Origin of the sequence: Pseudomonas sp. R3-52-08, assembly GCF_003851745.1 — a bacterium.
Lineage (GTDB): Bacteria > Pseudomonadota > Gammaproteobacteria > Pseudomonadales > Pseudomonadaceae > Aquipseudomonas.
Genome location: NZ_CP027730.1, coordinates 2592982 through 2614895, shown reverse-complemented (window position 1 = coordinate 2614895; position 21914 = coordinate 2592982). Strand labels below are relative to the sequence as shown.

At 51.2% G+C, this 21914-nt stretch carries 18 protein-coding genes and 4 pseudogenes; 7 read left to right on the top strand and 15 right to left on the bottom strand.

The features are described from left to right. The first annotated feature begins 20 nt into the window (after window positions 1–20). Complete coding sequence (locus C4J91_RS12120; protein ID WP_256681690.1) at window positions 21–1064, top strand: FAD-binding oxidoreductase; 1044 nt, start codon at window positions 21–23, stop codon at window positions 1062–1064. A gap of 14 nt (window positions 1065–1078) precedes the next feature. Continuing rightward, window positions 1079–2110 (top strand): ABC transporter substrate-binding protein, encoded by a 1032-nt coding sequence (locus tag C4J91_RS12115; RefSeq protein WP_124362534.1) that lies wholly within the window; start codon window positions 1079–1081, stop codon window positions 2108–2110. Here the strand turns inward: C4J91_RS12115 and nadE are convergent, their stop codons facing one another. The 11 genes and pseudogenes from nadE to C4J91_RS12060 all read right to left on the bottom strand — a co-directional run bounded on the left by nadE (window position 2111) and on the right by C4J91_RS12060 (window position 14176). After that, entirely contained in the window at window positions 2111–2926 is an 816-nt protein-coding gene (gene nadE / locus C4J91_RS12110; RefSeq protein ID WP_124362533.1) for an ammonia-dependent NAD(+) synthetase, read from the bottom strand. A 1-nt stretch (window position 2927) separates the two neighbouring features. Beyond that, window positions 2928–3293, bottom strand: a pseudogene (locus C4J91_RS12105) (hypothetical protein); the annotation flags it as partial. Between the two features lie 219 nt (window positions 3294–3512). Next, window positions 3513–4607 (bottom strand): D-alanine--D-alanine ligase, encoded by a 1095-nt coding sequence (gene ddlA, locus C4J91_RS12100; RefSeq protein WP_124362532.1) that lies wholly within the window; start codon window positions 4605–4607, stop codon window positions 3513–3515. 183 nt (window positions 4608–4790) lie between these two features. Continuing rightward, window positions 4791–5701: pseudogene (locus C4J91_RS12095) on the bottom strand (IS5 family transposase). A 354-nt stretch (window positions 5702–6055) separates the two neighbouring features. Continuing rightward, entirely contained in the window at window positions 6056–7003 is a 948-nt protein-coding gene (locus tag C4J91_RS12090) for a LysR family transcriptional regulator (RefSeq protein ID WP_124362531.1), read from the bottom strand. 109 nt (window positions 7004–7112) lie between these two features. Next, a complete protein-coding gene (locus tag C4J91_RS12085; protein WP_124362530.1) occupies window positions 7113–8333 on the bottom strand; it encodes a hypothetical protein in 1221 nt (406 codons plus the stop codon). A gap of 79 nt (window positions 8334–8412) precedes the next feature. After that, window positions 8413–9687 (bottom strand): serine hydroxymethyltransferase, encoded by a 1275-nt coding sequence (gene glyA, locus C4J91_RS12080; RefSeq protein ID WP_124362529.1) that lies wholly within the window; start codon window positions 9685–9687, stop codon window positions 8413–8415. A gap of 83 nt (window positions 9688–9770) precedes the next feature. Continuing rightward, window positions 9771–10835, bottom strand: coding sequence for an amidinotransferase (locus tag C4J91_RS12075; RefSeq protein WP_124365143.1), 1065 nt, complete (start codon window positions 10833–10835; stop codon window positions 9771–9773). A 128-nt stretch (window positions 10836–10963) separates the two neighbouring features. Next, entirely contained in the window at window positions 10964–12040 is a 1077-nt protein-coding gene (locus C4J91_RS12070) for a hypothetical protein (protein ID WP_124362528.1), read from the bottom strand. A gap of 39 nt (window positions 12041–12079) precedes the next feature. Further along, window positions 12080–13276: an ATP-grasp domain-containing protein gene (locus tag C4J91_RS12065; RefSeq protein ID WP_124362527.1), complete on the bottom strand. Its 1197-nt coding sequence runs from the start codon at window positions 13274–13276 to the stop codon at window positions 12080–12082. A gap of 15 nt (window positions 13277–13291) precedes the next feature. Then, on the bottom strand, window positions 13292–14176 hold the full coding sequence (locus C4J91_RS12060) for a fatty acid desaturase (protein WP_164484533.1): 885 nt from the start codon (window positions 14174–14176) through the stop codon (window positions 13292–13294). Between the two features lie 744 nt (window positions 14177–14920). Here C4J91_RS12060 and C4J91_RS12055 point away from each other — a divergent pair. After that, window positions 14921–15134, top strand: a pseudogene (locus C4J91_RS12055) (IS66 family transposase zinc-finger binding domain-containing protein); the annotation flags it as partial. A 4-nt stretch (window positions 15135–15138) separates the two neighbouring features. Beyond that, window positions 15139–15650, top strand: a pseudogene (locus tag C4J91_RS12050) (NUDIX hydrolase); the annotation flags it as partial. 33 nt (window positions 15651–15683) lie between these two features. On the opposite strand, the gene C4J91_RS12045 reads toward C4J91_RS12050, so the two are convergent. After that, the gene (locus C4J91_RS12045; protein ID WP_124362525.1) at window positions 15684–16457 is read right to left on the bottom strand and encodes an L-iditol 2-dehydrogenase; all 774 of its coding nucleotides are present in this window, start codon (window positions 16455–16457) and stop codon (window positions 15684–15686) included. 17 nt (window positions 16458–16474) lie between these two features. Then, window positions 16475–17740, bottom strand: coding sequence for a sugar ABC transporter substrate-binding protein (locus C4J91_RS12040; RefSeq protein ID WP_372238312.1), 1266 nt, complete (start codon window positions 17738–17740; stop codon window positions 16475–16477). A gap of 269 nt (window positions 17741–18009) precedes the next feature. On the opposite strand from C4J91_RS12040, the gene C4J91_RS12035 reads away from it, so the two are divergent. The 3 genes from C4J91_RS12035 (at window position 18010) to C4J91_RS12025 (ending at window position 21081) form a co-directional block, all read left to right on the top strand. Beyond that, window positions 18010–18933 (top strand): AraC family transcriptional regulator, encoded by a 924-nt coding sequence (locus C4J91_RS12035; RefSeq protein WP_124362523.1) that lies wholly within the window; start codon window positions 18010–18012, stop codon window positions 18931–18933. Window positions 18934–19087: 154 nt separating this feature from the next. Beyond that, window positions 19088–20038, top strand: a complete 951-nt coding sequence (locus C4J91_RS12030) for a nucleoside-specific channel-forming protein Tsx (RefSeq protein WP_124362522.1) — start codon at window positions 19088–19090, stop codon at window positions 20036–20038. 14 nt (window positions 20039–20052) lie between these two features. Continuing rightward, a complete protein-coding gene (locus C4J91_RS12025) occupies window positions 20053–21081 on the top strand; it encodes a purine nucleoside permease (protein ID WP_124362521.1) in 1029 nt (342 codons plus the stop codon). Window positions 21082–21191: 110 nt separating this feature from the next. On the opposite strand, the gene C4J91_RS12020 is transcribed toward C4J91_RS12025, so the two are convergent. Beyond that, window positions 21192–21368, bottom strand: a complete 177-nt coding sequence (locus C4J91_RS12020; protein ID WP_124362520.1) for a metallothionein — start codon at window positions 21366–21368, stop codon at window positions 21192–21194. Window positions 21369–21457: 89 nt separating this feature from the next. Further along, window positions 21458–21913, bottom strand: a complete 456-nt coding sequence (locus tag C4J91_RS12015) for a DMT family transporter (protein WP_124362519.1) — start codon at window positions 21911–21913, stop codon at window positions 21458–21460. Window position 21914: the final 1 nt, after the last annotated feature.

The following is a 21914-nucleotide window of genomic DNA, read 5'->3' as shown; positions in this document are numbered from 1 at the left end:
TTGGCGCGTCGGCGGCCTTGATGCTTGCGCGCCAGGGTCAGCGGGTGGCGCTGGTCGAGCGCGACTTTTGCGGCTCGCACTCCAGCGGCGTGAATTACGGCGGCGTGCGGCGCCAAGGACGGCCCTTGCATCAGTTACCGCTGTCACAGCGCGCCCATCAGTTGTGGGCCGACCTGCCTGGATTGATCGGCATCGACGGCGAATACGTGCGCTCCGGACACCTGAAACTGGCGCGCAGTCATGGGGATTTTGCCGCGCTTGAAGCCTATGCCGCGCACACCCGTGGCTTTGGCCTGAACCTGCAATTGCTCGATTACACCCAGTTGCGCGAGCGCTTCCCGTGGGTGGGCGACATCGCAGTGGGCGCCTCGCTCTGCCCCGACGACGGCCACGCCAATCCGCGCCTGGTATCGCCGGCCTTCGCCCGAGCGGCGCAACGCAGTGGCGCCTGCGTTTATGAGCAGGCAGAAGTGAGCCGCATCGACCATGACGGCCAGCGCTTCCAGGTGCATTGCGCCAATGGCCTTCACCTGCAGGCGCCATGGCTGCTCAACTGCGCAGGTGCGTGGGCCGGCAGCGTCGCCGCGCAATTTGGCGAACCGGTGCCGATGATCTCGGCACACCCGGCGATGCTGGTGACCGAGCCGTTGCCGAGGGTGATGAACGTGAGCACCGGCGTCGAAGGCGGCGGCATCTATGCGCGGCAAGTGGCGCGCGGCAACTGCATCCTCGGCGGTGGTCGCGGCTTCGCCCTTGGCTCGCAGCAGGCCCGGCCCGGCCACGCGGCGGTGCTGGAGATCTTGCGCAATGCGGGTGAGCTGTACCCATTCCTGCGCGGGGCCCAGGCCATCCGTACCTGGAGCGGCACCGAAGGTTATCTACCCGATCATGAACCGGTGATCGGCCCCAGCAGCACCCAACCCGGCCTGCTCCACGGTTTCGGTTTTGCCGGCGCCGGGTTCCAGCTCGGCCCTGCGGTCGGTGAAGCCCTGGCAGAGATCGTCTGCTCGGGTGCCAGCCGCCAGCCCATTGAAGCGTTTTCCATCCGTCGTTTCCAAGCCTGAGAGGAAAAAATCCCATGAACCCACGTACCGCGCTGTCCTGCTTGTCCCTCACCTTGCTCGCGTCCAATGCCCATGCCGCGTCCACGCTGTACCTGGGCATGAACGGCGGCACCATGGAACGGGTCTACGCCGATAAAGTGCTGCCTGCCTTCGAAAAGGCCAACGACGTCAAAGTGGTGATTGTGCCGGGCACCTCGTCGGACATTCTTGCCAAGGTGCAGGCCAACAAGGACAACCCGCAGATGCATGTGATGTTCCTCGACGACGGCATCATGTACCGCGCCATCTCCATGGGCCTGTGCGACAAACTGGCGCCCAGCCCGACCCTGGAGCAGATCCCGGCCAAGGCAAAAATCAAGGACCAGGCCGTGGCCGTGACCCTCGGCGTCACGGGCCTTGGCTACAACGCCAAAATGTTCAAGGAAAACGGCTGGGCCGCGCCCACCTCCTGGATGGACTTAGCCGACCCGCGCTTCAAGGAAAAAGTGGTGTTCCAGTCCCTGGCATCCTCCACCTTCGGCTTGCACGCTTTCCTGATGTTCAACCGTATCCAGGGCGGCAGCGAGGCCGACGTGGAGCCAGGCTTCAAGGCGTGGCCGAAGACCGTCGGCCCCAACGTGCTGGAATACATCGCCAGCTCGGCAAAAATCTCCGAGATGGTGCAAACCGACGAAGCGGCGATCTTCCCCCTGACGCCGACCCAGGTCGCCACCCAGAAACTGCTCGGCGTGCCCATGGAATACGCGCAACCCAAGGAAGGCGCAGTGGTGCTGAACGTGGCCGAATGCGTGATCGCGCGCAATGACCAGCCGGAACTGGCGCAGAAGCTCGCGGCGTTCCTGCTCAGCGCCCAAGCCCAGGCGCCAGCACTGGAAGACGGTGATCAGATCCCGTCAAACCCGACCACGCCGACCACCGACAAGACCCGCGCACGGGTCGAGGCGATGCAGGGTTACCTGCAGACGGCGATTTCGATCGATTGGGACCAGGTCAACCAGGCACGTCCGGAGTGGAACGCGCGATGGAGTCGTTCGATCGAGCGTTGATCACAACGGCACGAAGGGCAGCGCGCGTTTGTGCGCTGTCTTGCTGTAGGCCGCCTCGACTAGTCCCCTCACCCGCTCACTCACCGGCTCGCCCATCAGGTAGGCGTCGATTTCTTCATACGAACAGCCGTAGGCGTCCTCATCCAGTTTTCCCGGTGCCAGTTCTTCAAGGTCTGCGGTGGGCGGCTTGTAAGCCAGGTTCGTTGGAGCGCCGAGGGCCGTGCCCAGCAGGCGCACCTGGGTTTTGGTCAGGCCGGACAGCGGCGCCAGGTCGCAGGCGCCGTCGCCGAATTTGGTGAAAAAGCCCATCAGCGCTTCGGCCGCCTGGTCGGTGCCGACCACCAGGCCATTGTGCAGGTTGGCGACCGCGTATTGCGCGATCATGCGCGCACGGGCCTTGACGTTGCCCTTGATGAAATCGAGTTGGGCGGCGCTGGCTTCGGCAGCGGCCAGGCTGGCCATCAGGCCGTCGACACTGGCCGCGATGTCGAGGGTGTCGATATGGTCCGGCAGGATAAAGTCCAGGGAAGCCTGGGCATCGTGTTCGTCGCCCTGGGTCTTATAGGGCAGACGCATGGCGATAAAGCGCGCGGCGTAGTCTTCTTCGCGCAGTTGCTGCGCCGCCAGCTGGCACAGGCGGCCTGCAACCAGTGAGTCGACACCGCCGCTGATGCCCAGCACCAGCGCCTTGCAGCCTGAATCGCGCAAGGTGGTCTTGATGAAGTCGATGCGCCGTTGAATCTCCTCGGGCTCGCCACCTTTGCCCAGCGAGCGGTTGACGTTCAGTTCACGCGCGATCCGTTCTTGAGTGTGCATGTCATTCCTCCACGCTACCAACGTTGAATACCTGTGCCGCGTACTGCGAAAACGACGGGGCTTCGCAGGACATAAGGTCTTTGGTCGTGGGGTGGATGCCGAGTTCCTTCTATCTGACCAGGACTTTGCCGGTCCAGGCGATGGAATCACCGGAGTCCTGGCGCAGGCCGTCATAGAGCTTGGCGAAGTACAAGTCGATATCCTTGAGAAAGAAATCGGTGCTGATGCAATCGGTCAGGACTATATCGAGACGGCCGCGGTACTCACGCACCCAGTTCTCCACGGCGACGTTCTGGCATTCGCGCAGACGGCCCACTTGCTGGTGCACCATCAGCCATTGGTGGGCCATGGTGCCGATCAGTAGCAAATTGATGCCGAAGGCCGATTACGCTTTTCAACTACGAGGATTACAGGTCGCCTGATGGTCGGGTTGAAACTTTTGAAACCTGGCATCGTATGGCGCTGATTCTACCGATAGTTTGGTTCTGCTGCCAAAAGCTCGCGCCCTCAAAGTTACTAGCCGGTAACGAGAGCGGCGGATCTCGACAAGACGAATACCAAGACCCACACTAGGAACCACCAAGCATCATCGTGTTAACTTTAATTGAGATTTGACCTTGAAGCGCTCAAGAGCGAGGAGTATTAATCGCTCTACAAGAGCTACATAACCAATACCAGACTCCTCCCACAATTTAGGGTACATGCTAATATCAGTAAATCCAGGCAACGTATTTACCTCATTAATATAAATATCTTTATTAAGCGTTACGAAAAAATCGATTCGGGCCATTCCTGCACACCCAAGTACTTTAAACGCTTTTAAGGCCAAGTCCTGAATACCAAGACAAACTTCTTTCTCGAGTTTGGCAGGAATTAAAATTCTTGTTGAGCTTTTATCAATATACTTGGTGTCATAAGTATAAAAGTCACCAGACACCACAATCTCTCCGCAAGCGCTAGCGATTAGCTCTTCATTCCCCATTACTGCGCATTCAATTTCACGACCCTCAATAGCAGTCTCAATTACGATTTTTTCATCGAATTCTAGAGCTGTACCTATAGCAGCCAAATATGTTGCTTCATCAAACGCTTTGGTAACACCTATAGAAGACCCTTGGTTGGCAGGTTTGATAAATACTACTGGCCCTAGTTTACGCTTTACCTCATCAAAACCGAGTTGCATAGCATCAAGTCTTCGAACAGTAATAAAGGGCACTACAGACAGCCCGGCATCGCGAAGTAATCTTTTACTCACATCTTTGTCCATACATACTGCGGATGCTAGAACGTCAGAGCCTACGAATGGGAGGTTGGCCATACGAAAAACCCCTTGCATGCACCCATCTTCTCCCGACGAGCCATGTACAATCGGAAATACTACGTCAATATTTTTCAAGTCACCTTGACGATCAATTTGAAAAAACTGATTGCTTGACTCTCCCAGGACAATTGCTAAATTCTTGCCCGTTTTACTCAGACTTATACATGCAGGATCATCTCTAAACTCAAGATAGCTTTCAATATCATTAAGCTCCCACTCTCCGGACTTATGAATACCAATAAGCACAGGTTCAAAAAGAGATTTATCTAGAGCGTTTATGATATTTCGTGCTGATTGCAGCGAAACCTCGTGCTCCGCTGATTTTCCACCGAATACGATTCCTACTCGCAGCTTAGTCATCCTTATCAACCTCAGTCATTGAGTTCACACCCAATAGTAAAACACTATAGGCTATGTGTCACAACCCTATTTTTTTGTTCAGTTCGGTGTGAATAGCGATCTTCCGCCGCCCATTGCAAAAATGTCTAGGCCGGTAGACAGGGATATCAAAGCCAAGGCGTCCATCAACCGTTTTCGCACCATTCACAAGCTCGACAAAGCGAACAAAATTGTCTACTGCGCGATGTTTTTCGACAAACTACGGAGAGTACTTTCGTATAACCAAACTGGCGCTTGATCACGCGAAACGGATGCTGAACTTTGGCCCGCACCTGTACTTTCGCATCTTCGATCTTGCGGCGCATGCGCCTGATCACACTCTTGTTTCCTTGCTTTTATAACTGCTCGGCCGAGCTGCAATCGACCACAACATCTTGCAATCTTGATGCTCCAGACGCTTGCCCACACCGGTGTAAACAGCGTCGTCACACACGTAAGTTTCCTCGCTGTGTAAACTTATCGACCTGCGTCACTTCCGCCACATGGTCGCCGTACCCACCAAGCTATGCACCAACTCGATTCGGCATCAGAGCTAATGTGCGCTTTCGTACCAAAAAGCTATTGGGTCCCTTTCTTGGTTTTGTGCATTTCGGGGCCTCGTTTGCCGCCCTTGTTCTTAGCTCGGCGCGTGAATAATTGTCACATTGACTACCGTGTCTTGGTACAACATCAGTACACGATCAACCAGATAGTCATTGATGACCTGCAAAATCCCGATAACCAACTCATGCTTTTCCAGCAAACAGCGGTAATTGAGGACCATGGCTTCATCGGGAACTCTATTCAGGACCAAGCGCGCGAACTGGCGCAGCATCGTCGTTTCATAAAGTGATTCTTCCATCGCTGTATCCAAACCAGCTTTGCATCAAATGAACCCGCAACATAGCCATCAACGGATACGCCGGACGCCCCCCTTCACTCTTTGGATAATGCGCTCGATTAAATCAACCAGGCCTCTTCAAGGCACCACCTTATCCGTCTCGATCAAGAAGCACTAACGGCGGGTCTGCTCGTTTACCGGCATACTAGGCGCCGGAGAAGGGAATCTGTTTCATCAGGGCTTACCTGTTTCGTTTGTGCGTGGTGGGTATTCCACCAGATGGGAGGTATTTTTTTCGAAGTTCCCTAAAGCTAAACAGGATAGGATAGGATAGGATAGGATAGAATAAAACATTATACGGAGACCGTTTTAATCGCTCAGAGAACATGACAAGCGTACAATAAGACCTTTGTGGACACCGCTAAGTATAATAGCCAAAACTATACGAGGCTGCGTCAAGTATGAACCATTTACCAAACGCCAAATCTGTAGCAAAACCTTACCACCTACGGAATTTCTCGCCAGAATCGCTAAGACAAACAATTACTTTAAATGCGTATTTATGGGCTCTTACACCTCACAACTCAGCTCATACTAAGCTGTCTTCTCGATGTTGGCTTTCTAATAGAAAAAAACTTGCCAGCTCTGAACTTGAAAACTTTTGATGCAACCACTCATAAAATATTATCAACATCCCACCCAAACTATTTTGCCGTTGAAACACATGAATATCGCTTGCACAGCTAACATCTGGCATAGGCCTTAACCGACCAGAGCTTATATCATCTTCAACTAGCAAATAATCTAAAATCACCCACCCTTGCCCATGCAGCGCAGCCGCATAAGCAAGATTAACATCCTCATAAATTTGAAACTGTGGTTCACAAATTAGAGTTTTTGAGAGAAAATTACCCATGGTACTCCACGTACTTGAACCGGTATTTTTTAACCACGGACCTGGTTGAATAGCCAGTAGCTTGTGGCTACTAAAATTATCTGCTCCTAAAAAAAGCCCAAAATCTCTAATATATTTTTCACTTGCGACAACAAGTAACTTTGACTTGTAGCTCCCAACGAGGTCAAAACCCGGCAAATCTTCTTTATCAAACTTTATAACCAAGTCTAAATTCCGATCATAGCTAAAGGAGGGGGAATCAGACGTGACGAGTTCAACCTTTGAGTCTGGGTTTACCGAGTAAAATTCATTTAACTTCGGCAGTAGCCAACTTATAGTAAATATGGAAGGAGCTGCAACTGTAATTTTAAACCTATTTCCAAGGCTAAGACTCTCAACAACATGCTGAATATCGCAAATCCAGCGCTGCGCGACTTCAGCTAATTTCCCTCCTTCAATGGTTAACGCAATCCGCTTAGTATCACGCTTCAATAGGGAGCAACCTATGGACATTTCTAAATTTTTGATATGTTGACTGATAGCACTCTGTGATACACCCAACTCATTGGCTGCATTAGTAAAGCTGAGATGCCTAGACACCGCCTCAAATGCGCGGATTGAATTTAGCGAAGTCCCTTTCATAAAATCCCCTAAATGCCGGTTGGCAATGAGAGCATATCATGAGATCGCTTTAAAAAAAAAGTGATTCCCGTAGGAGCTTCTCCTCATGCCATGGTCACAGCTGTATCTATTAGAGGACGATGTCTTTAGGGATCTTAGCCTCAGTGCCGCCATGTTCCCTATGCTCATTTGGAGCATTAAAGAACTTTATAAAAGACAGAAGTATTAGACAAACTAATAACGCCAAAAAAAACGCAGACTTTGCTGTAAAAAAATTTGAAATCACAAGCACGAAAAAATAGCATGAGTTTATAATCCCACTGAAAAAACTTATATAGCCTCGCTCTCTTCCAATTTCAGATTTGTTGACATTACCCTGAAAAGAAAATTCCACCTTTAGTAAGGCCAGGTTAAAAAAACCTCCAGCTACAAGCATAAAAACAACCATCAGTTGAAATTTATTTATAAAAAACAATACACCAAGACATATTAAAATCACGCAAAAAATTGCGGTCGCACCGATTAAATTATCTTTCACGCTTAACCTTGCTATCAGAAATCCACAGACCAACGACCCAGCAGCCCATGATGAGTCTATTAGTCCATAATCAGCAGCGGTTTTCTGAAGCTCATTAATCATAAGGAACGGAACGACACTATTAGTTACGTCCAAAATTAGATTTAAAATTGCAATATTCAACGAGTTTCTAGAAAGTATAATTGTTAATGGCTTTTTTACCCTTAGGTGTGGAACGCTGGCTTTCTCCTGCCCTTCAGCAATTTTATTTTCGCCACCAACATTTCTACTTAGCCAGCAACTTACAAAAAATGTCGCTAAAATATAGAGACCGCCAACGAAAAAAAAATAATTCGCCGTGCCATAAAAACTCGTAACAGCTCCCGCCGCCAGCGCACCAATACAAAGCCCGACTTCTTGAAGAATACCTATTTTTGCATTTGCCTTAAATCTAGCGTCTAATGGAATAGAGTTTATGATCAGTCGACTCAAGGAAAGCCTTGCGAAACGCTCAAATACGATAAATATCGAAAACACGAGCCACTTATTTACATCGCCGACAAAGATTGGAACTAATAAGAATGTTAACCCTCGAGCAAGATCTGGGAGGATCACAGAAACAGAAAATGATAGTTTGTCAAAAATTGCGCCCACCATAGGCGAACAACACATATCAAACACCGCGATCAGCAGGAAGGCAAAGGCTATCTGTTCAATTCCAGCAGAGCCTGTGCTAAAAAAAAAGGCTACACCCAAATAGGACCCACCCCTTGCCAGATACGATATCATTATATATATAGAAATTAAAATATTTGAACTTAACGAGTTTTGCATTAGCGCTGCCCATTGCTTATAAGTCACTTAGACTGTAAGAGAGCTCTCTCTTGGAGCCCTCCCCTTACAAGACATCAAGCTATACGACTTCATTCCATACATCATTAATGCGATATTGCCCAAGCAGTTCGCCAACTCTTGACTTAGCTGATTCAATCATTCCAAAGTCGTCCCCACACAACAAAACATCTGCAATTATATTTGCAAGAACTTCGAAATCAATTTCATCATAACCTCTTGACGTAGCCCAGGCCGTACCTAGTCTTAATCCACCAGCATCATCGAATTTATTGGTGGTATCCAATGGAACCATTTGACGATTCGTTAACAACCCAATTTCTTCGAGTAATTTTTCGGCACGAGCCCCTTTCATTCTATTTGTGCGTTCAAGATCAAGTACCAACAAATGTTTATCCGTACCACCTGTAACTATTTTTATCCCTCTATTTAAAAGTACACGCTCCAGCACCTTAGCGTTCTTTAGTGTTTGAAAAGCATATAATCTAAACTCTTCTGACTGGGTCGCCAGTAGCGTGGACGCGGTATCAGCTAACCGTCGAATTGGAAAACTTGATTGCGTTCCAGGATGGACACCTTTATCAATTTTCGAGCTCAAGTAAGATTTACAAAGAATTATGGCGCTGCTTACACCCCGCATAGTCTTGTCCAAAGACATTGTTACTACGTCTGCTATCGGAACAGGATTTTCTAACGCCCCAACACTTATTAGACCCGCTTCATGGGCGATATCACACATCAGATACGCACCTACCTTATCTGCAATAGCTCTTAATTTTTGATAGTCATAATTTCGCGGATATGCCGATGACCCGCAGAGAAGAAGATGCGGTTTTATATCAAGGGCAATAGAGAGTAGGTTATCGTAGTCTATGTTTCCTACATCTGTTGTACCGTAATAGTAAAAATCGTAAAGCCGACCAGAGAAATTTGACTTTCTTCCGTGGGTAAGATGTCCACCTGATTTGAAGTCTAGAGATAGGATACGATCTCCGTTTTCAAGAAGACCAAAATAAACTGCTTGGTTTGCTTGGCTACAAGAGTGAGGCTGTAAATTTGCATACTCCGCGCCGAATATTGTGCAGGCCAATTTATTAGCTATAATCTCTATCTCGTCATGGTACAGAGCGCCAGCATAGGGGCGCCTATTGACAATTCCTTCTTGAACCATTTCCCCTTCTAAATATAGAGCTCCTGTTGTTTTTCTACGAGGCTTCGCATTATCACTTGCGATCAAATCAATAAATGTGTACTCGTAATCATTTTGTTTTTTTATTGCGCTGATCATTTCCTGATACAATATTCTTACATCATTTTTCACATCAACAGAGTCCATGTTTCCGCCTTATAAAAATTACAGCAATTTTTTTCTAAAAGAGTAACTCTAGATTGTATGAATATCCGAAAATGTGCGAGCATTTAGCTAAGATATGACTCAAGCTTTCCTTTCCTTCTCACATCTACTGTTGCACAGTGAAAGGATCCCCCAAAACTGTTGAAGTTTCTAAAGTTGCATGGAATTGGTGTCATGCCAAAATCCTTCATCGCGCGAATCATAGCCTCATCTTGACGCTCAACGATCACCCGTTTTTCATCAAGCATAAGCACGTTCATACTCAACCACTTGCTGGTCATATAAAGTGGATGAGAATCGGGTATGGCGGGTTTTGGAGCAGAAACTATGTCCCAACCTTTGAATAGAGCAGGGATCGTCAAAACTCGCTCAGGGTTAATCAGAAGTTTACCAGGAGCCAATGGAACTAAAGTTGCATCAATATGCATCGGATGAGGATCATTGAACTCAAGAACGTGTATTTTGTAATCGTTACCTAGATGCCTTCCCAGCCATTCAATACCAAAATCGTTAGTCACATTGCTTTTCTGAGCAATTATATCTTTTCCAAAACGCGCAAAATCTGCAGCGTCGAAGGTGGGTTCAAATTCAGTAATTACAAGTGGTGTTACTTCCCCACCTGAAGCTTCCTCCCAATCAAAATTGTATTGCTCATCTTTAAGTTCTGGCTTCGGGCCGGAACTCCATTTAGCGCCACCTTTGAAATATTCTTTAAGTAGCGTTTTATATGCCGCCGTTTCAAAATAGCGCGAACGCCATGCAAGAGGGCATTCAATAATATCAGTACCTACAACAAGTAACACATCTCGGGGCATCGCAGCATAGAGACCTGTACTAGTCCATCCAGGAGCTCCAAAAGAAATACTTTGGTCAACCTTATCAGGTCTCCTTACTTTTACGCCCTCACCCTCCAGTATATTCACAAATTCCTCGAGCTCGAGTCGTGCTAACTCTACTCTCGCAGGCGGGAAAGGTCGCCCAGCATTTTTCTGAAACATTGAGTGATGTGCGGTTGGAATATTTGGCTCGAGCGCAATATGCCACGGTGGAATGCACGCGCCGTCAATCGTCCCTACTATAACTTCCTCTAACAGGTCCCATTCAGTATAAGAACAAACGGGGGACTGCATCTGTTCTGCACCCGAATTGATAGCGCAATTTTTAGGATCACCGACCGAATTATCAACTGCAATATTCACATCTATCTCCTTGAATTTAAATATATAGCTACAGAGTAATTATATTGCGTACCAAGCTTTCAAAATACGTGCTCGACCTCAAAATAAAAATCTCTCCGCTTGTGTTTTTCTTGAACTGCATTGTCCATACTAACCCCTAGCAGATCAGTTAAACTCAATCCAACTTTCTTTAGCATCTGAGTATAATGACTTTCGTCTGTCAGTCCTGGCTTTGAATTCACCTCAAGCAAGTACAACTTATCGCATTCTTCGATAAAATCAAATCGACAAGCAGTACCGTAATCAACTACGCTCGCCAGCTTTAAGCATACCCTTTCCATTTTTTTGTAAACTAACGAACTATCCGGCACAAACTCGATCCTAAAACCACCCTCACTAAACTTTTCACGCAAGCCCAAAAAACCAGATGCGCTTGTAATCCTTATAGCAGGCAATGCCTCATATTTACCATGCCGCTTTATTAGCCCAAAACTATATTCCGCACCTGAAAGTTTTCGTTGCACTAAAAATGACGCACTATATTCTGAGATAGCTTGAGAAAATGACGCTAACTCGTTCATCGATAAAACTTCAACTGATTCACACAGAACTGATGCGCCTAGATCATTAGGTTTAATTACACATGCAAGCCCTTTGAATTTTTCTACGACTTCCGAAAGGGTACTTTCATCAGAATTAGCAAGAATAAGTTCCGTAGGAATTTCATGTAGATCATCACTCGCCAGAATATTTGCGATATTACTGTGCGCCCACTTATTCATACTTAAAGATGAACTAAATACACCACCCAAATTTGAATGCAAATCCAATGCTGCGGCTAAGCCTTGGTAAACACCGTCCTCTCCTTCAGTGCCTTGAAGCAATGAGTAAACATAATGTTCGCCCCTATTCAAGCTTGCAATGAAAGACTTCAGTTCGATGACTGGAAGTTTTCTAAATTCCTTTACACTCTTTGGAGGTATCTCGCTTCCAGAAGGAGTCCAAGTATGCACGCCACCCTCTTGGGCTATATAGGCCACTGCAGCTAATTGGTATTTACTCCCCTCTTCCCTTAAGGACTCTATCATTGAGTAATACATATGAATTGAACTTTCGTGCTCTACAGACTTCCCACCAAAAAGTATCACTACTTTCATAACACACCTCACCAAGGAATAAATCTGTGGAATTCTTTCCTATACAGTGACTATTGAAATACTTGAAGCTACGTGACTGGCAATTTCCGCAGATTCAGAATTACTGCTTCCAGTAACGACAACATAGCCGATCCGATCCGGAGACTCCTCAATCGTTTTTACGGTAGAGCCAACAGTTAACGGCATTTCGATACGTGCTACATTTTTATGGCTTCTAAAGTATTCAAGCCCAATTATATCCGTAATGACTCCAGGTATCGCCTCCAGAAAATGAATCGACGCCGAACCAGTAAACTCTTCTTTGAATCTTACTGTATTTCCCACTGCCCACTTCAGATATTCCCTAATCGGATTAACCCCGGTAGTTCTTTCATATAACTCGTATATGTAGTCTCCACCAAATCGTGAATGAGTTTCAATTAATGCTATTTCTTCTCCCTTGACTTTAAATTCTGTATGCGACGGCCCATCATTCAAACCAAGCTTCATCAATATCTCTTTGCACCGCTTGATCGTTCGAAGCCTAACAACTTCCTTTATTCTCGCTGGAAATACGTGCTGCATCTCTACTAACTTATTTCCATGCGGGGAGTTCCGCTTTACCTCTTCATTAACTCCTAGACAGTATAGTTCTCCCCCCGAGCCAAAACAGTCAACCGATAACTCCATTCCGTCTATCCACTGCTCTGCTAAATATTCTCGTCCGTTAAAGCATACTTCGCATAAATCGTCGACTTCTTCAATAATATGAACCCCTTCACTTGCGACACCAGAAATTGGTTTTAATATAAATGGGTATCCATATTTTTTGCCGAACTCTATCAATTCATTCGAACCCTGAACCTTTGCAAAACCTATCACCTCCTCCATTTGGGACTGTAGATACTCCCGCATTAAATACTTGTCTCTTGATAATTTCACGGCTTCAACAGTTGCCCCCCTTAATTTGAAAAGCTCCGCTGCTTTTGCCGCTGGAAGCAGGCCAAATTCTGCAAGAGAAACCACGCCAGAAAACTCTGTATTAAGTCTTAGCGCCTGGAGAATTGATAAATGATCGTCACTCAAAGTATAGTCGGTAATTATTGTTGTGACTTGGGGAGCCCACGTAAAATTTAACGCATCCTCCGGGAGTACAAACTGAATAATTTCATGCCCAAGTAGTTTTGCAGTATCTATAAGGCGCGGCGTGTTGCCGTAGACTACCAATTTACTTTTTACGCCCACCTCAGCGTCCATACATTGTCCTCCAAGTTACTTACTGAGCGAGTTATAAAAATTAATATAGCTAGGCGAACAATGCTGTAAATCATGCTTTAAAAGAGCATGTAATAATCTTGTTTTTTGCATCGGTAGCCCAGGCACCAAGTGGTGTTCGACATGAAAATTATTCCCATTAACAAACCAGTACATAAGCCAATTCGAAGAAATCGAGCGGGTGTTAGAAAAGATGTCTATCGTATTTTTCGTACAGCCATGGTGCTCAGGTAATTCTATAACGTAATGTAAAGGCGCAGCGACTATTAGCAAGGGGATCAACCAGTAAAATATGATTATTGGGGACTCACATGCGATTGAAATAGCTGTCAACAATATAATTAGCGTTAACATCAATCGATATTCTTTCGCGTCTATCTTCGGACATTTTTTGCTACGCTGCAAAGGATCAATAGACTTCATTATTTTCGATGAGGCAACGTAGAAATGCATTAGCATAAAAAAATTATTTAATTGATAACTAATTTTTTTCTTGCGGCCACAATATTTTTTAGTATTAAAAAACTCTAAATCATCAGGAGTTCCCAAAAGCCGATGGTGCGATATATGCGACTTTCGATACGAGGTAAAAGACACTAGCATAGGTAGCCCAAGAATCACTCCTATATAATAGTTCATTTTACGACTGCTAAAACCGGTATAATGTAATGCTTGATGCTGTAGTTCAACCCCGTGAGCAAACATCGCACCTACCAATATAACGCCAATAATGCTTAATCCTCCACCCTTTGATATGAACCAACCGCCCAACAACATCAAGACAAACCATACCACCACCCTTAGCCCAAAAGTCACATCATTTGGTTTATAGTCAGATCGATTAATCATTTCAATATATTTGGAGGCCAATTTTTTGTTCATTTCTGCCACTTGCCGTATGAGAGTATGCATTTATAATGGCCGCAGTTATTCCGCCGCAAATTACATTGCAACATCACCGCGAGTTTTTATAATAACAACTTATGCCTATGATGCACTGACAAAATCAGACTAGGTTAATTTTGCAAGCCAGGCAACTATTTTTTGTCATAAGAATAACAGCAAACACAAGCGAACAATAAAGAGAACTAATTTTACAGACTTAAAATTAGTGAAACTTATCACCACCGCAACTTTTCTTTTTTGTTATCAGTACTATTAGCCAACCTTATTAATTTTTTATCTGCCAGTTCATAGCTAGTCAATATATTAGAAAACTTAATTTACTCGCCTCTTCCCATGTACATGCTATCCGGCCTTAAAGTTGCTTGAAGTTGCCAACATGGAGCGGACGCAATAAAGCGAGACGCAGCGAAGGTTTGCCAGTGCTATTCTTTCATGCGGAATCTCATAGAGAGAACCAAGGTAACTGAAATGCTCACACCTACCTCCGAGAACACTTTGTTCATAGGTCGATGGATATCGATATTAGGTTGCGCCCTGGATCAGGAATGGAACCAGCATCTCGTTATCGAACTTTTTGAAGATATCCAATTCGAACTCGAGAACATAAAGTTGAATGTGGTTAATGGTTTGTTGGGCAAGTCATCGCTAGGGGCGGTTACGGAAGATCAATGTAAGAATCCGACCAAGTTACCCTCCGAACTTCAGCATCAGAAGCGATGGTGTCAACTTCAACGCGTCGGCAAGACATCAGCGAGAGGCTCGATTACATGACGGGCGTGTTCGCCGTCGAACAACACATACGTGGCTAGTGGGCCTGCCGACAGTGCGAAACATTGTTCTAAGTACCGGTGTCGGCGCATGTCATCAACAAGGACATTCCGATCGCAGCCTGTTGGCGCATGTGACCGTGGTTAAGTTCGCCGACCATTTGCCGCAGGGAACGATTGCGCGCCAGTGACAAAGTCGGCCTGGACCTGGCCTGTAGCGAGCAGGTTGGAACGGTGGAGGATACATCCGCGACCCGCGCTGCTGGTCGTCATCCACTTACTACCTGGCGATCGTGGCGGATGAGGTGACACTGGATGAGCATTAGGCCTGGTTTTCGCTGAACGCGGTGGCGGACGGCAGCATCAAGCTGCCCTTCGATCACAACCTGATTGTCGCGGCGGTGCAGGAACGGCTGTTGTCCAAAGCGCTGTACAGCAGCTTGCCGCTGATGTTTCTGGACAAGGAGTTCAGTGCGCCGCAAGCGACCGCGATCTTTTCCCTGGTACTGGCGCGGCCGGTGCTCAAGACCAGCGTGCGCCAGCGGTTGTTGAAGCTGACGCAAGCGGGATATTTGCGTGAGACGGGGCGCAAGAAGCAGGGTGAAGGCGGCAGGCCACAGGCGACGCTGGAGATGTTGAAGCCAGGAGAGATTTACTTCTTCGACCGCAGTTTTGCCGAGTGACCAGACATCGAGATTCACGGGTGACCGATGGCTCTAGCTCATCCAATTGCCACCATCGACGTTGTAAGTCTGTGCGACCACATAGTCAGCCTCCTTCGAAGCCAGGAAGATCGCCATGCCGGTCAGGTCTTGCGCCGTGCCCATCCGCCCATAAGGCACCTCATCGCCTACCCGCTTTTTCTTCTCGCCCGGCGCCAGGCCCTCATGCCTGGCGAACAGCGCATCCACCCCATCCCAGTGCTCACCGTCCACCACACCCGGGGCGATGGCATTGACGTTGATACCCTGCTTGATCAGGTTCAACCCCGCCGATTGCGTCAGGCTGATCACGGCCGCCTTGGTCGCGCAATACACCGCCACCAGCGCCTCGCCGCGCCGTCCGGCCTGGCTGGCCATGTTGATGATCTTGCCGCCGTGGCCTTGGCGAATCATCTGCCGCGCGGCGGCCTGCAGGGTAAACAGCGTACCGGCGACGTTGATCGAAAACAGCCGCTCATAGCTCTCGCGGGTGATGTCGAGGATGGGGGCCAGGTCGAACAACGCCGCGTTATTCACCAGGATATCCAGCTTGCCGGCATGGGCGACCACTGCGGCCATGGCCGCGTCGATGGAGGTTTGGTCGGTGACGTCCATCGCCACCGCATACGCCTGGGGGCCCAGTTCGGCCGCCGTCTGCTCGGCGCGCTGCAGGTTGATATCGGCAATGGCGACGGTGGCGCCTTCCTGGATATAGGCCTGGGCAAACGCGCGGCCAATCCCCCGCGCCGATCCGGTGATCAGCGCGCTCTTACCTTCAAGTCGTTTCATCGAGGTGTCCTGTGGAATTACTTCGGATAACCGGCACGCTTCATCTCGCGCTCAGTGGTGGTCTGCGCCTGCTGCAGCGCCTGGTCGACCGTCATGCCGCCGGTGAGCGCTGCCGAAAACAGTTTGCCGACGGAAGTGCCGATGGCCTGGAATTCGGGAATCGTCACGTACTGGATGCCCACGTACGGCACCGGTTTGGCCGAGGGGTGCGCCGGGTCGGCGTGCTTCATCATCTGCAGCGTGACCTGGGCAAACGGCGCCGCGTTCAGGTACGCCTCGCTGTAGGTCGATTGCCGCGTGCCTGGCGGTACGTTGGTGATGCCTTCTTTTTCAGCGACCAGCTGGATGTAATCCTTGGACGTCGCCCAACGGATAAAAGCCTTGGCAGCGTCTTTGTGCTTGGAGGTGGCCGGGATGGCCAGCGACCAGGCGTAGAGCCAGGAAGAGCCCTTATCGGTGACCTCGGTGGGCGCCGCAGCGAAGCCTATGCGATCGGCGACTTTGCTTTGGCCGGTGTCAGTGGTGAAGGAGCCGGCGACGCTGGCATCGACCCAGATCGCACACTTGCCGCTGTTGAACAACGCCAGGGTTTCGTTGAAGCCATTGCTCGACACGCCCGGCGGGCCGTATTGCTTGAGGCTGTTGACGTAGAAATTGGCCGCAGCCGTCCACTCGGGGCTGGTCAGTTCGGGCTGCCATTGCTCATCGAACCAGCGCGCGCCGAACGCATTGGCCATGGTGCTCAGCAACGCAACGTTCTCGCCCCAACCCGCTTTGCCGCGCAGGCACAGGCCATATTGATCTTTGTCCCTCACCGTCAGCTTGGCGGCGAATTCGCCGAGCTGGGTCCAGGTTGGATTCGCGGGCATGCTCAGGCCGGCTTGTTTGAACAGGTCGGTGCGGTAATAGGTTACGGTGCTTTCGCCGTAGAACGGCAAGGCGTAGAGCGTGCCATTCACCGACAGGCCCTGGCGCACCGAGGGGAAGATGTCCTCAACATCGTAGTCGGCCGGCAGGTCGGTCAGTGGCTCCAGCCAATGTTTGGCGCCCCACAGCGGGGTTTCGTAGGTGCCGATGGTCAGCACGTCAAACTGCCCGCCCTGGGTGGCGATATCGGTGGTAAGGCGCTGGCGCAGGACGTTTTCTTCGAGCACCACCCAATTGAGCTGGATGTCCGGATGCTGCGCCTGGAACACCTTGGACAGGCGCTGCATGCGGATCATGTCGCTGTTATTGACCGTGGCGATGGTCAGGGTGTCGGCGGCCTGGCTGGGCAGGCTCATGGCCAGGCTGGAGAGCAGCAACAGCGTTTGGGCAAGCTTGGCTTTGCGGGTTGATAGCATGGCGGTGTCCACCGGTTGTTTTTGTTGTTGAGCGCCGATTACAGCAGCTTGGGCCGGCTTCTCACAAACCCCTGGCGGATGCCCGACCGATACTTTTTTAACCGGTGTCCCAGGCGCAAAAAAGTATCAGTGTGGGGCGACGCCGGGGGTAGCCCATGCCTGCCGAGGCGGGTATTTTGGTGGGCATCCAACGCACAAGAGGCAGCCGCATGCCCATCCGCGCCCCGCTGTTCGAGCACCGTCCTGCTGAACTGGAAGTGATCCTGCCCGAACCGGAGCACTGCTTTCGCTGGTTCGAACACGACTATCCGATTGAGCTGGCGCGCTGGAACCATCATCCTGAGTTCGAAATCCACCTGATTCGCCACGGCAGCGGCAAGCTGGTGGCGGGCGACTATATCGGTGCATTCAGTGCCGGGCATGTCGCCTTGATCGGCCCCGACCTGCCCCACGACTGGATTGGCGACGTGGCACCCGGCGAGTGCCTGAGCGGTCGCGACGTGGTGCTGCAGTTCGACGGCGCCGCCCTCCTCGCCTTGCGCAAGGCACTGCCGGAACTCGGCGATCTGCAGCCGCTGTTCGAACACGCGCGACGCGGCCTTGAGTTCATCGGCGAAACAGCGGTGCACGCGGCACGGTTGATGGAAGCCATCGGCAGCGCCCAGGGCCTGCAACGGCTGATCCTGTTCCTGCAACTGCTCGACACCCTCAAGAACGCCCCGCCCCGCCAGTTCAAGGTGCTGGCCAGCCCGCGCTACGCGCCGACCCTGGACCCGCGCAGTGCCGAACGCATCAACAAGGCCTTCGCCTACCTGATGCGTGAACTCGGCGGCGAGGTGCGCCTGTCAGACATCGCCCGGCAACTGGACATGAGCGAACCGGGTTTCTCGCGTTTCTTCAAACGCACGACCGGCCATGGCTTTATCGAGCTGATGCGCAAATTCCGCGTGCAGCGCGCCTGCCGGTTATTGCTGCAAAGCGATATGTCAGTGGCGGATATTTGCTTCGAAGTCGGCTACGCGAACCTGTCCAATTTCAACCGGCACTTTCGCATCGAGATGAACCAGACACCGAGTGAGTATCGGCGCGAGACCGGCAATCATCTGGAAAAAATGACACCCAGTCATTTCTGACCATAAAGACGACTAATCAGGCTTTTTTGCAGGCCTTTCAGACGATTGAGCAAAGTTGGTACAGCCTGTGCAAACGTTTGCGGAACGAACTTGGCCACCAGGTTCACTCCACCCGTGCAATCGGGTTCAAACCGCGTACGAATAGGGATTTTCAATGCACCCCACCTCAACGCCTCGCGCTTGCTTTGGTGTTTCCTTGCTACTGGCCGCCGTTACGGGAGTACTCAGTGCACCCATTTTGGCGCAGGACAAACCCGCCGATGACTCAGCACAGGGCGAAACCCTCAGTCCCGAGGCCAACCCGCCGGCGAAAAAAGGCGCCTACCTGTCGGAATGGTTCAACCAGGACCTGACGCTGATCGGCAGCAAGGACATCAGCTTCGGCCCAAAACCGCAGGATGACGTTTACCTGGAGTACGAGTATTTCGGCCGCAAGGGGCCGTTCGAGCTGTACGGCTACATCGATGTGCCGAAGATCCTCGGCATCGGCAATAGCAATGACAAAGGCGCCTGGGACCATGGCTCGCCCGTGTTCATGGAGCATGAGCCGCGAATCTCCATCGACTACCTCGCTGGCCGCAGCCTGGCGATCGGACCGTTCAAGGAATGGTATGTGGCGTTCGACTGGATCTACGACCACGGCAGCAACAAGGAGAACCGCGCCAACACCCTGTACAGCGGCCTTGGCACCGATATCGACACCCACTCGCGGGTCAACCTGTCGGCGAACTTCTACGGGCGTTACCAGTGGGAAAACTACGGCGCCAGCAATGAATATTCCTGGGACGGCTACCGCGCGCAGATGAAATACATCGTGCCCATCGGCAAATTCGACAATGGCGCCTCGCTGACCTACATCGGCTTCACCAACTATGATTTCGGCTCGGACCTGCACAAGGACAACCCGGCGCGCACCGCCAATTCCCTGGTAGCCACCAACGTGTTGCTGTACTCGTTCACGCACCTGCGTTTCACCCTGGTCGGCCGTTACTTTCATAACGGCGGCAACTGGGAGGATGGCAGCGAGTTGAATTTCGGTGAAGGCAACTTCCGCGCCCGCTCCGACGGCTGGGGTTACTACGCCGGCGTGGGCTACCAATTCTGATCAAGGAGCTGCAGATGAATACCTTTACCCGCCTCTCGCTGGCCATGGGCCTTGCCCTGCTGCCCCACCTGGTGCTGGCAGACAACGCCGCGCCGATCAAACCCAAGGTCATGCTGATCACCATGTTCGCCCCCGAGGCGCAAACCTGGATCGACCGCCTGGAACTCAAGCAGCAAGTGCGCGTGCCGGGCCTGTCCGCCGAATACCCGGTGATTCGCTGCAACACCCAGGACGTGTGCCTGCTGGTCACTGGCATGGGCCAGACCAACGCCGCCGCCTCGACCCTGGCCCTGGCCTTGTCGCCCAAGTTCGACCTGCGCCAGAGTTATTTCCTGATCGCCGGGATCGCCGGTATCAGCCCCAAGCACGGCACCATTGGTACCGCCGCCTGGGCGCATTACCTGGTGGAATTCGGTACCCAGTGGGAGTTGGATTCACGGGATGCACCCAAGGAGTGGCCGACCGGTTATATCGGCATCAACACCAAGGGGCCCAATGAAAAACCGCCGCTGGACTACAAGACTGAAGTGTTCGAGCTCAACCCCAAGCTGCAAGCCAAGGCATTCGCCTTGTCGCACAAGGTGGAGCTGACGGAAAGCAAGGAATCCGCCGCCTGGCGCAAGCACTACCCCGCCGCGCCGGCCAACCAGCCGCCGCAAGTCACCCGCTGCGACACCCTGGCCGGCAACACCTGGTTCTCCGGTACGCGCCTGAGCGAGCGCGCCGAAGTGTGGACCAAACTGCTCACGGACAACAAGGGCGAATACTGCACCACCCAACAGGAAGACAACTCCACCTACGAAGCGCTGCTGCGCGCCAGCCGTGAAGGCTTGGTGGATATCCAGCGCCTGGCCGTGGTGCGTGCCGGTTCCGATTTTGACCGCCCGTATCCGGGCTACAGCGAAGTGGACAACCTGCTCAAGTATGCCGATCAAGGCGGTTTCGTACCGGCATTGGAGAATCTGTACCGCACGGGCAATCCGCTGGTACAGGCGATCCTGAACAACTGGTCGACCTGGGAAAAAGGCGTTCCAGAAGCCTGATGTAGAGCAAAATGTGGGAGGGGGCTTGCTCCCGATAGCGGTGTTTCAGCCACAGATGCAGTGACTGACATACCGCTATCGGGGGCAAGCCCCCTCCCACATTGGAGGGTTCAGTTCGCGTTGGCAGCCGCTTTGGCGCATTCGCAGCCCGTCGCCGCAGCGCAGGGTTCACCGTGCGCATGGTGCTCGGCGCAGCCTTGGCAGCAATAGCCCTTCCCGTCCTTCATGACCGCGTCGATGCCCAGTACGCATTTGCAGTGTGGGCAAGCACAGGTTTGATCCGGCATGGTCAGACTCCTTCTTCATGGTCGTCGCGGTGCAGCGAACGCCACACCTGAAACAGTGACCCGAGGCGCGGCGCCAAGGTTCAGCGCCGTCAGTCGGCCTGGCGCGTATTGCTGCGATACATGAACACCAGCGCCAGGGCCAGGCACAGCATCGCGACGATCCGGCTGCCGGACAGTTCGATCGCCGGGTTGCCCAGCCAGCCGAAATTGTCGATCAGCATGCCCATGCCTAATTGCCCCACAATCACCGCCACCGTGGCGACCGCCGTACCGACCACCGGCACCGCGCCGACCATTACCATCATGTACACCACGCCGAATAAAGCGCCGGTCAGTTGCCACTTCGGCACGTCCAACAAACTGACCGCCTGGGCGGGCTCGAAGAAAAATATCAACAGCGCGGTGGTTAGCGCACCGACCGCAAAGGTCAGCAGGCTGCTGCGCAATACCCCAACGGTCTGCCCCAAGCGACCGTTGATGGCCGCCTGCACGCTCAATACCGCACCTGCGGCGACCACCACGACCAACAACACAAACAGATTCATC

Coding starts and splice junctions, on each gene's coding strand:
- C4J91_RS12015 (WP_124362519.1), bottom strand. CDS start 21,913: ATGAATCTGTTTGTGTTGTTGGTCGTGGTGGTCGCCGCAGGTGCGGTA.
- C4J91_RS12070 (WP_124362528.1), bottom strand. CDS start 12,040: ATGAAAGTAGTGATACTTTTTGGTGGGAAGTCTGTAGAGCACGAAAGT.
- C4J91_RS12120 (WP_256681690.1), top strand. CDS start 21: ATGCTTGCGCGCCAGGGTCAGCGGGTGGCGCTGGTCGAGCGCGACTTT.
- C4J91_RS12025 (WP_124362521.1), top strand. CDS start 20,053: ATGAATACCTTTACCCGCCTCTCGCTGGCCATGGGCCTTGCCCTGCTG.
- nadE (WP_124362533.1), bottom strand. CDS start 2,926: ATGCACACTCAAGAACGGATCGCGCGTGAACTGAACGTCAACCGCTCG.
- C4J91_RS12115 (WP_124362534.1), top strand. CDS start 1,079: ATGAACCCACGTACCGCGCTGTCCTGCTTGTCCCTCACCTTGCTCGCG.
- C4J91_RS12030 (WP_124362522.1), top strand. CDS start 19,088: ATGCACCCCACCTCAACGCCTCGCGCTTGCTTTGGTGTTTCCTTGCTA.
- C4J91_RS12045 (WP_124362525.1), bottom strand. CDS start 16,457: ATGAAACGACTTGAAGGTAAGAGCGCGCTGATCACCGGATCGGCGCGG.
- C4J91_RS12035 (WP_124362523.1), top strand. CDS start 18,010: ATGCCCATCCGCGCCCCGCTGTTCGAGCACCGTCCTGCTGAACTGGAA.
- C4J91_RS12085 (WP_124362530.1), bottom strand. CDS start 8,333: ATGCAAAACTCGTTAAGTTCAAATATTTTAATTTCTATATATATAATG.
- C4J91_RS12065 (WP_124362527.1), bottom strand. CDS start 13,276: ATGGACGCTGAGGTGGGCGTAAAAAGTAAATTGGTAGTCTACGGCAAC.
- glyA (WP_124362529.1), bottom strand. CDS start 9,687: ATGGACTCTGTTGATGTGAAAAATGATGTAAGAATATTGTATCAGGAA.
- C4J91_RS12075 (WP_124365143.1), bottom strand. CDS start 10,835: ATGCAGTCCCCCGTTTGTTCTTATACTGAATGGGACCTGTTAGAGGAA.
- ddlA (WP_124362532.1), bottom strand. CDS start 4,607: ATGACTAAGCTGCGAGTAGGAATCGTATTCGGTGGAAAATCAGCGGAG.
- C4J91_RS12060 (WP_164484533.1), bottom strand. CDS start 14,176: ATGAACAAAAAATTGGCCTCCAAATATATTGAAATGATTAATCGATCT.
- C4J91_RS12040 (WP_372238312.1), bottom strand. CDS start 17,740: ATGAGCCTGCCCAGCCAGGCCGCCGACACCCTGACCATCGCCACGGTC.
- C4J91_RS12020 (WP_124362520.1), bottom strand. CDS start 21,368: ATGCCGGATCAAACCTGTGCTTGCCCACACTGCAAATGCGTACTGGGC.
- C4J91_RS12090 (WP_124362531.1), bottom strand. CDS start 7,003: ATGAAAGGGACTTCGCTAAATTCAATCCGCGCATTTGAGGCGGTGTCT.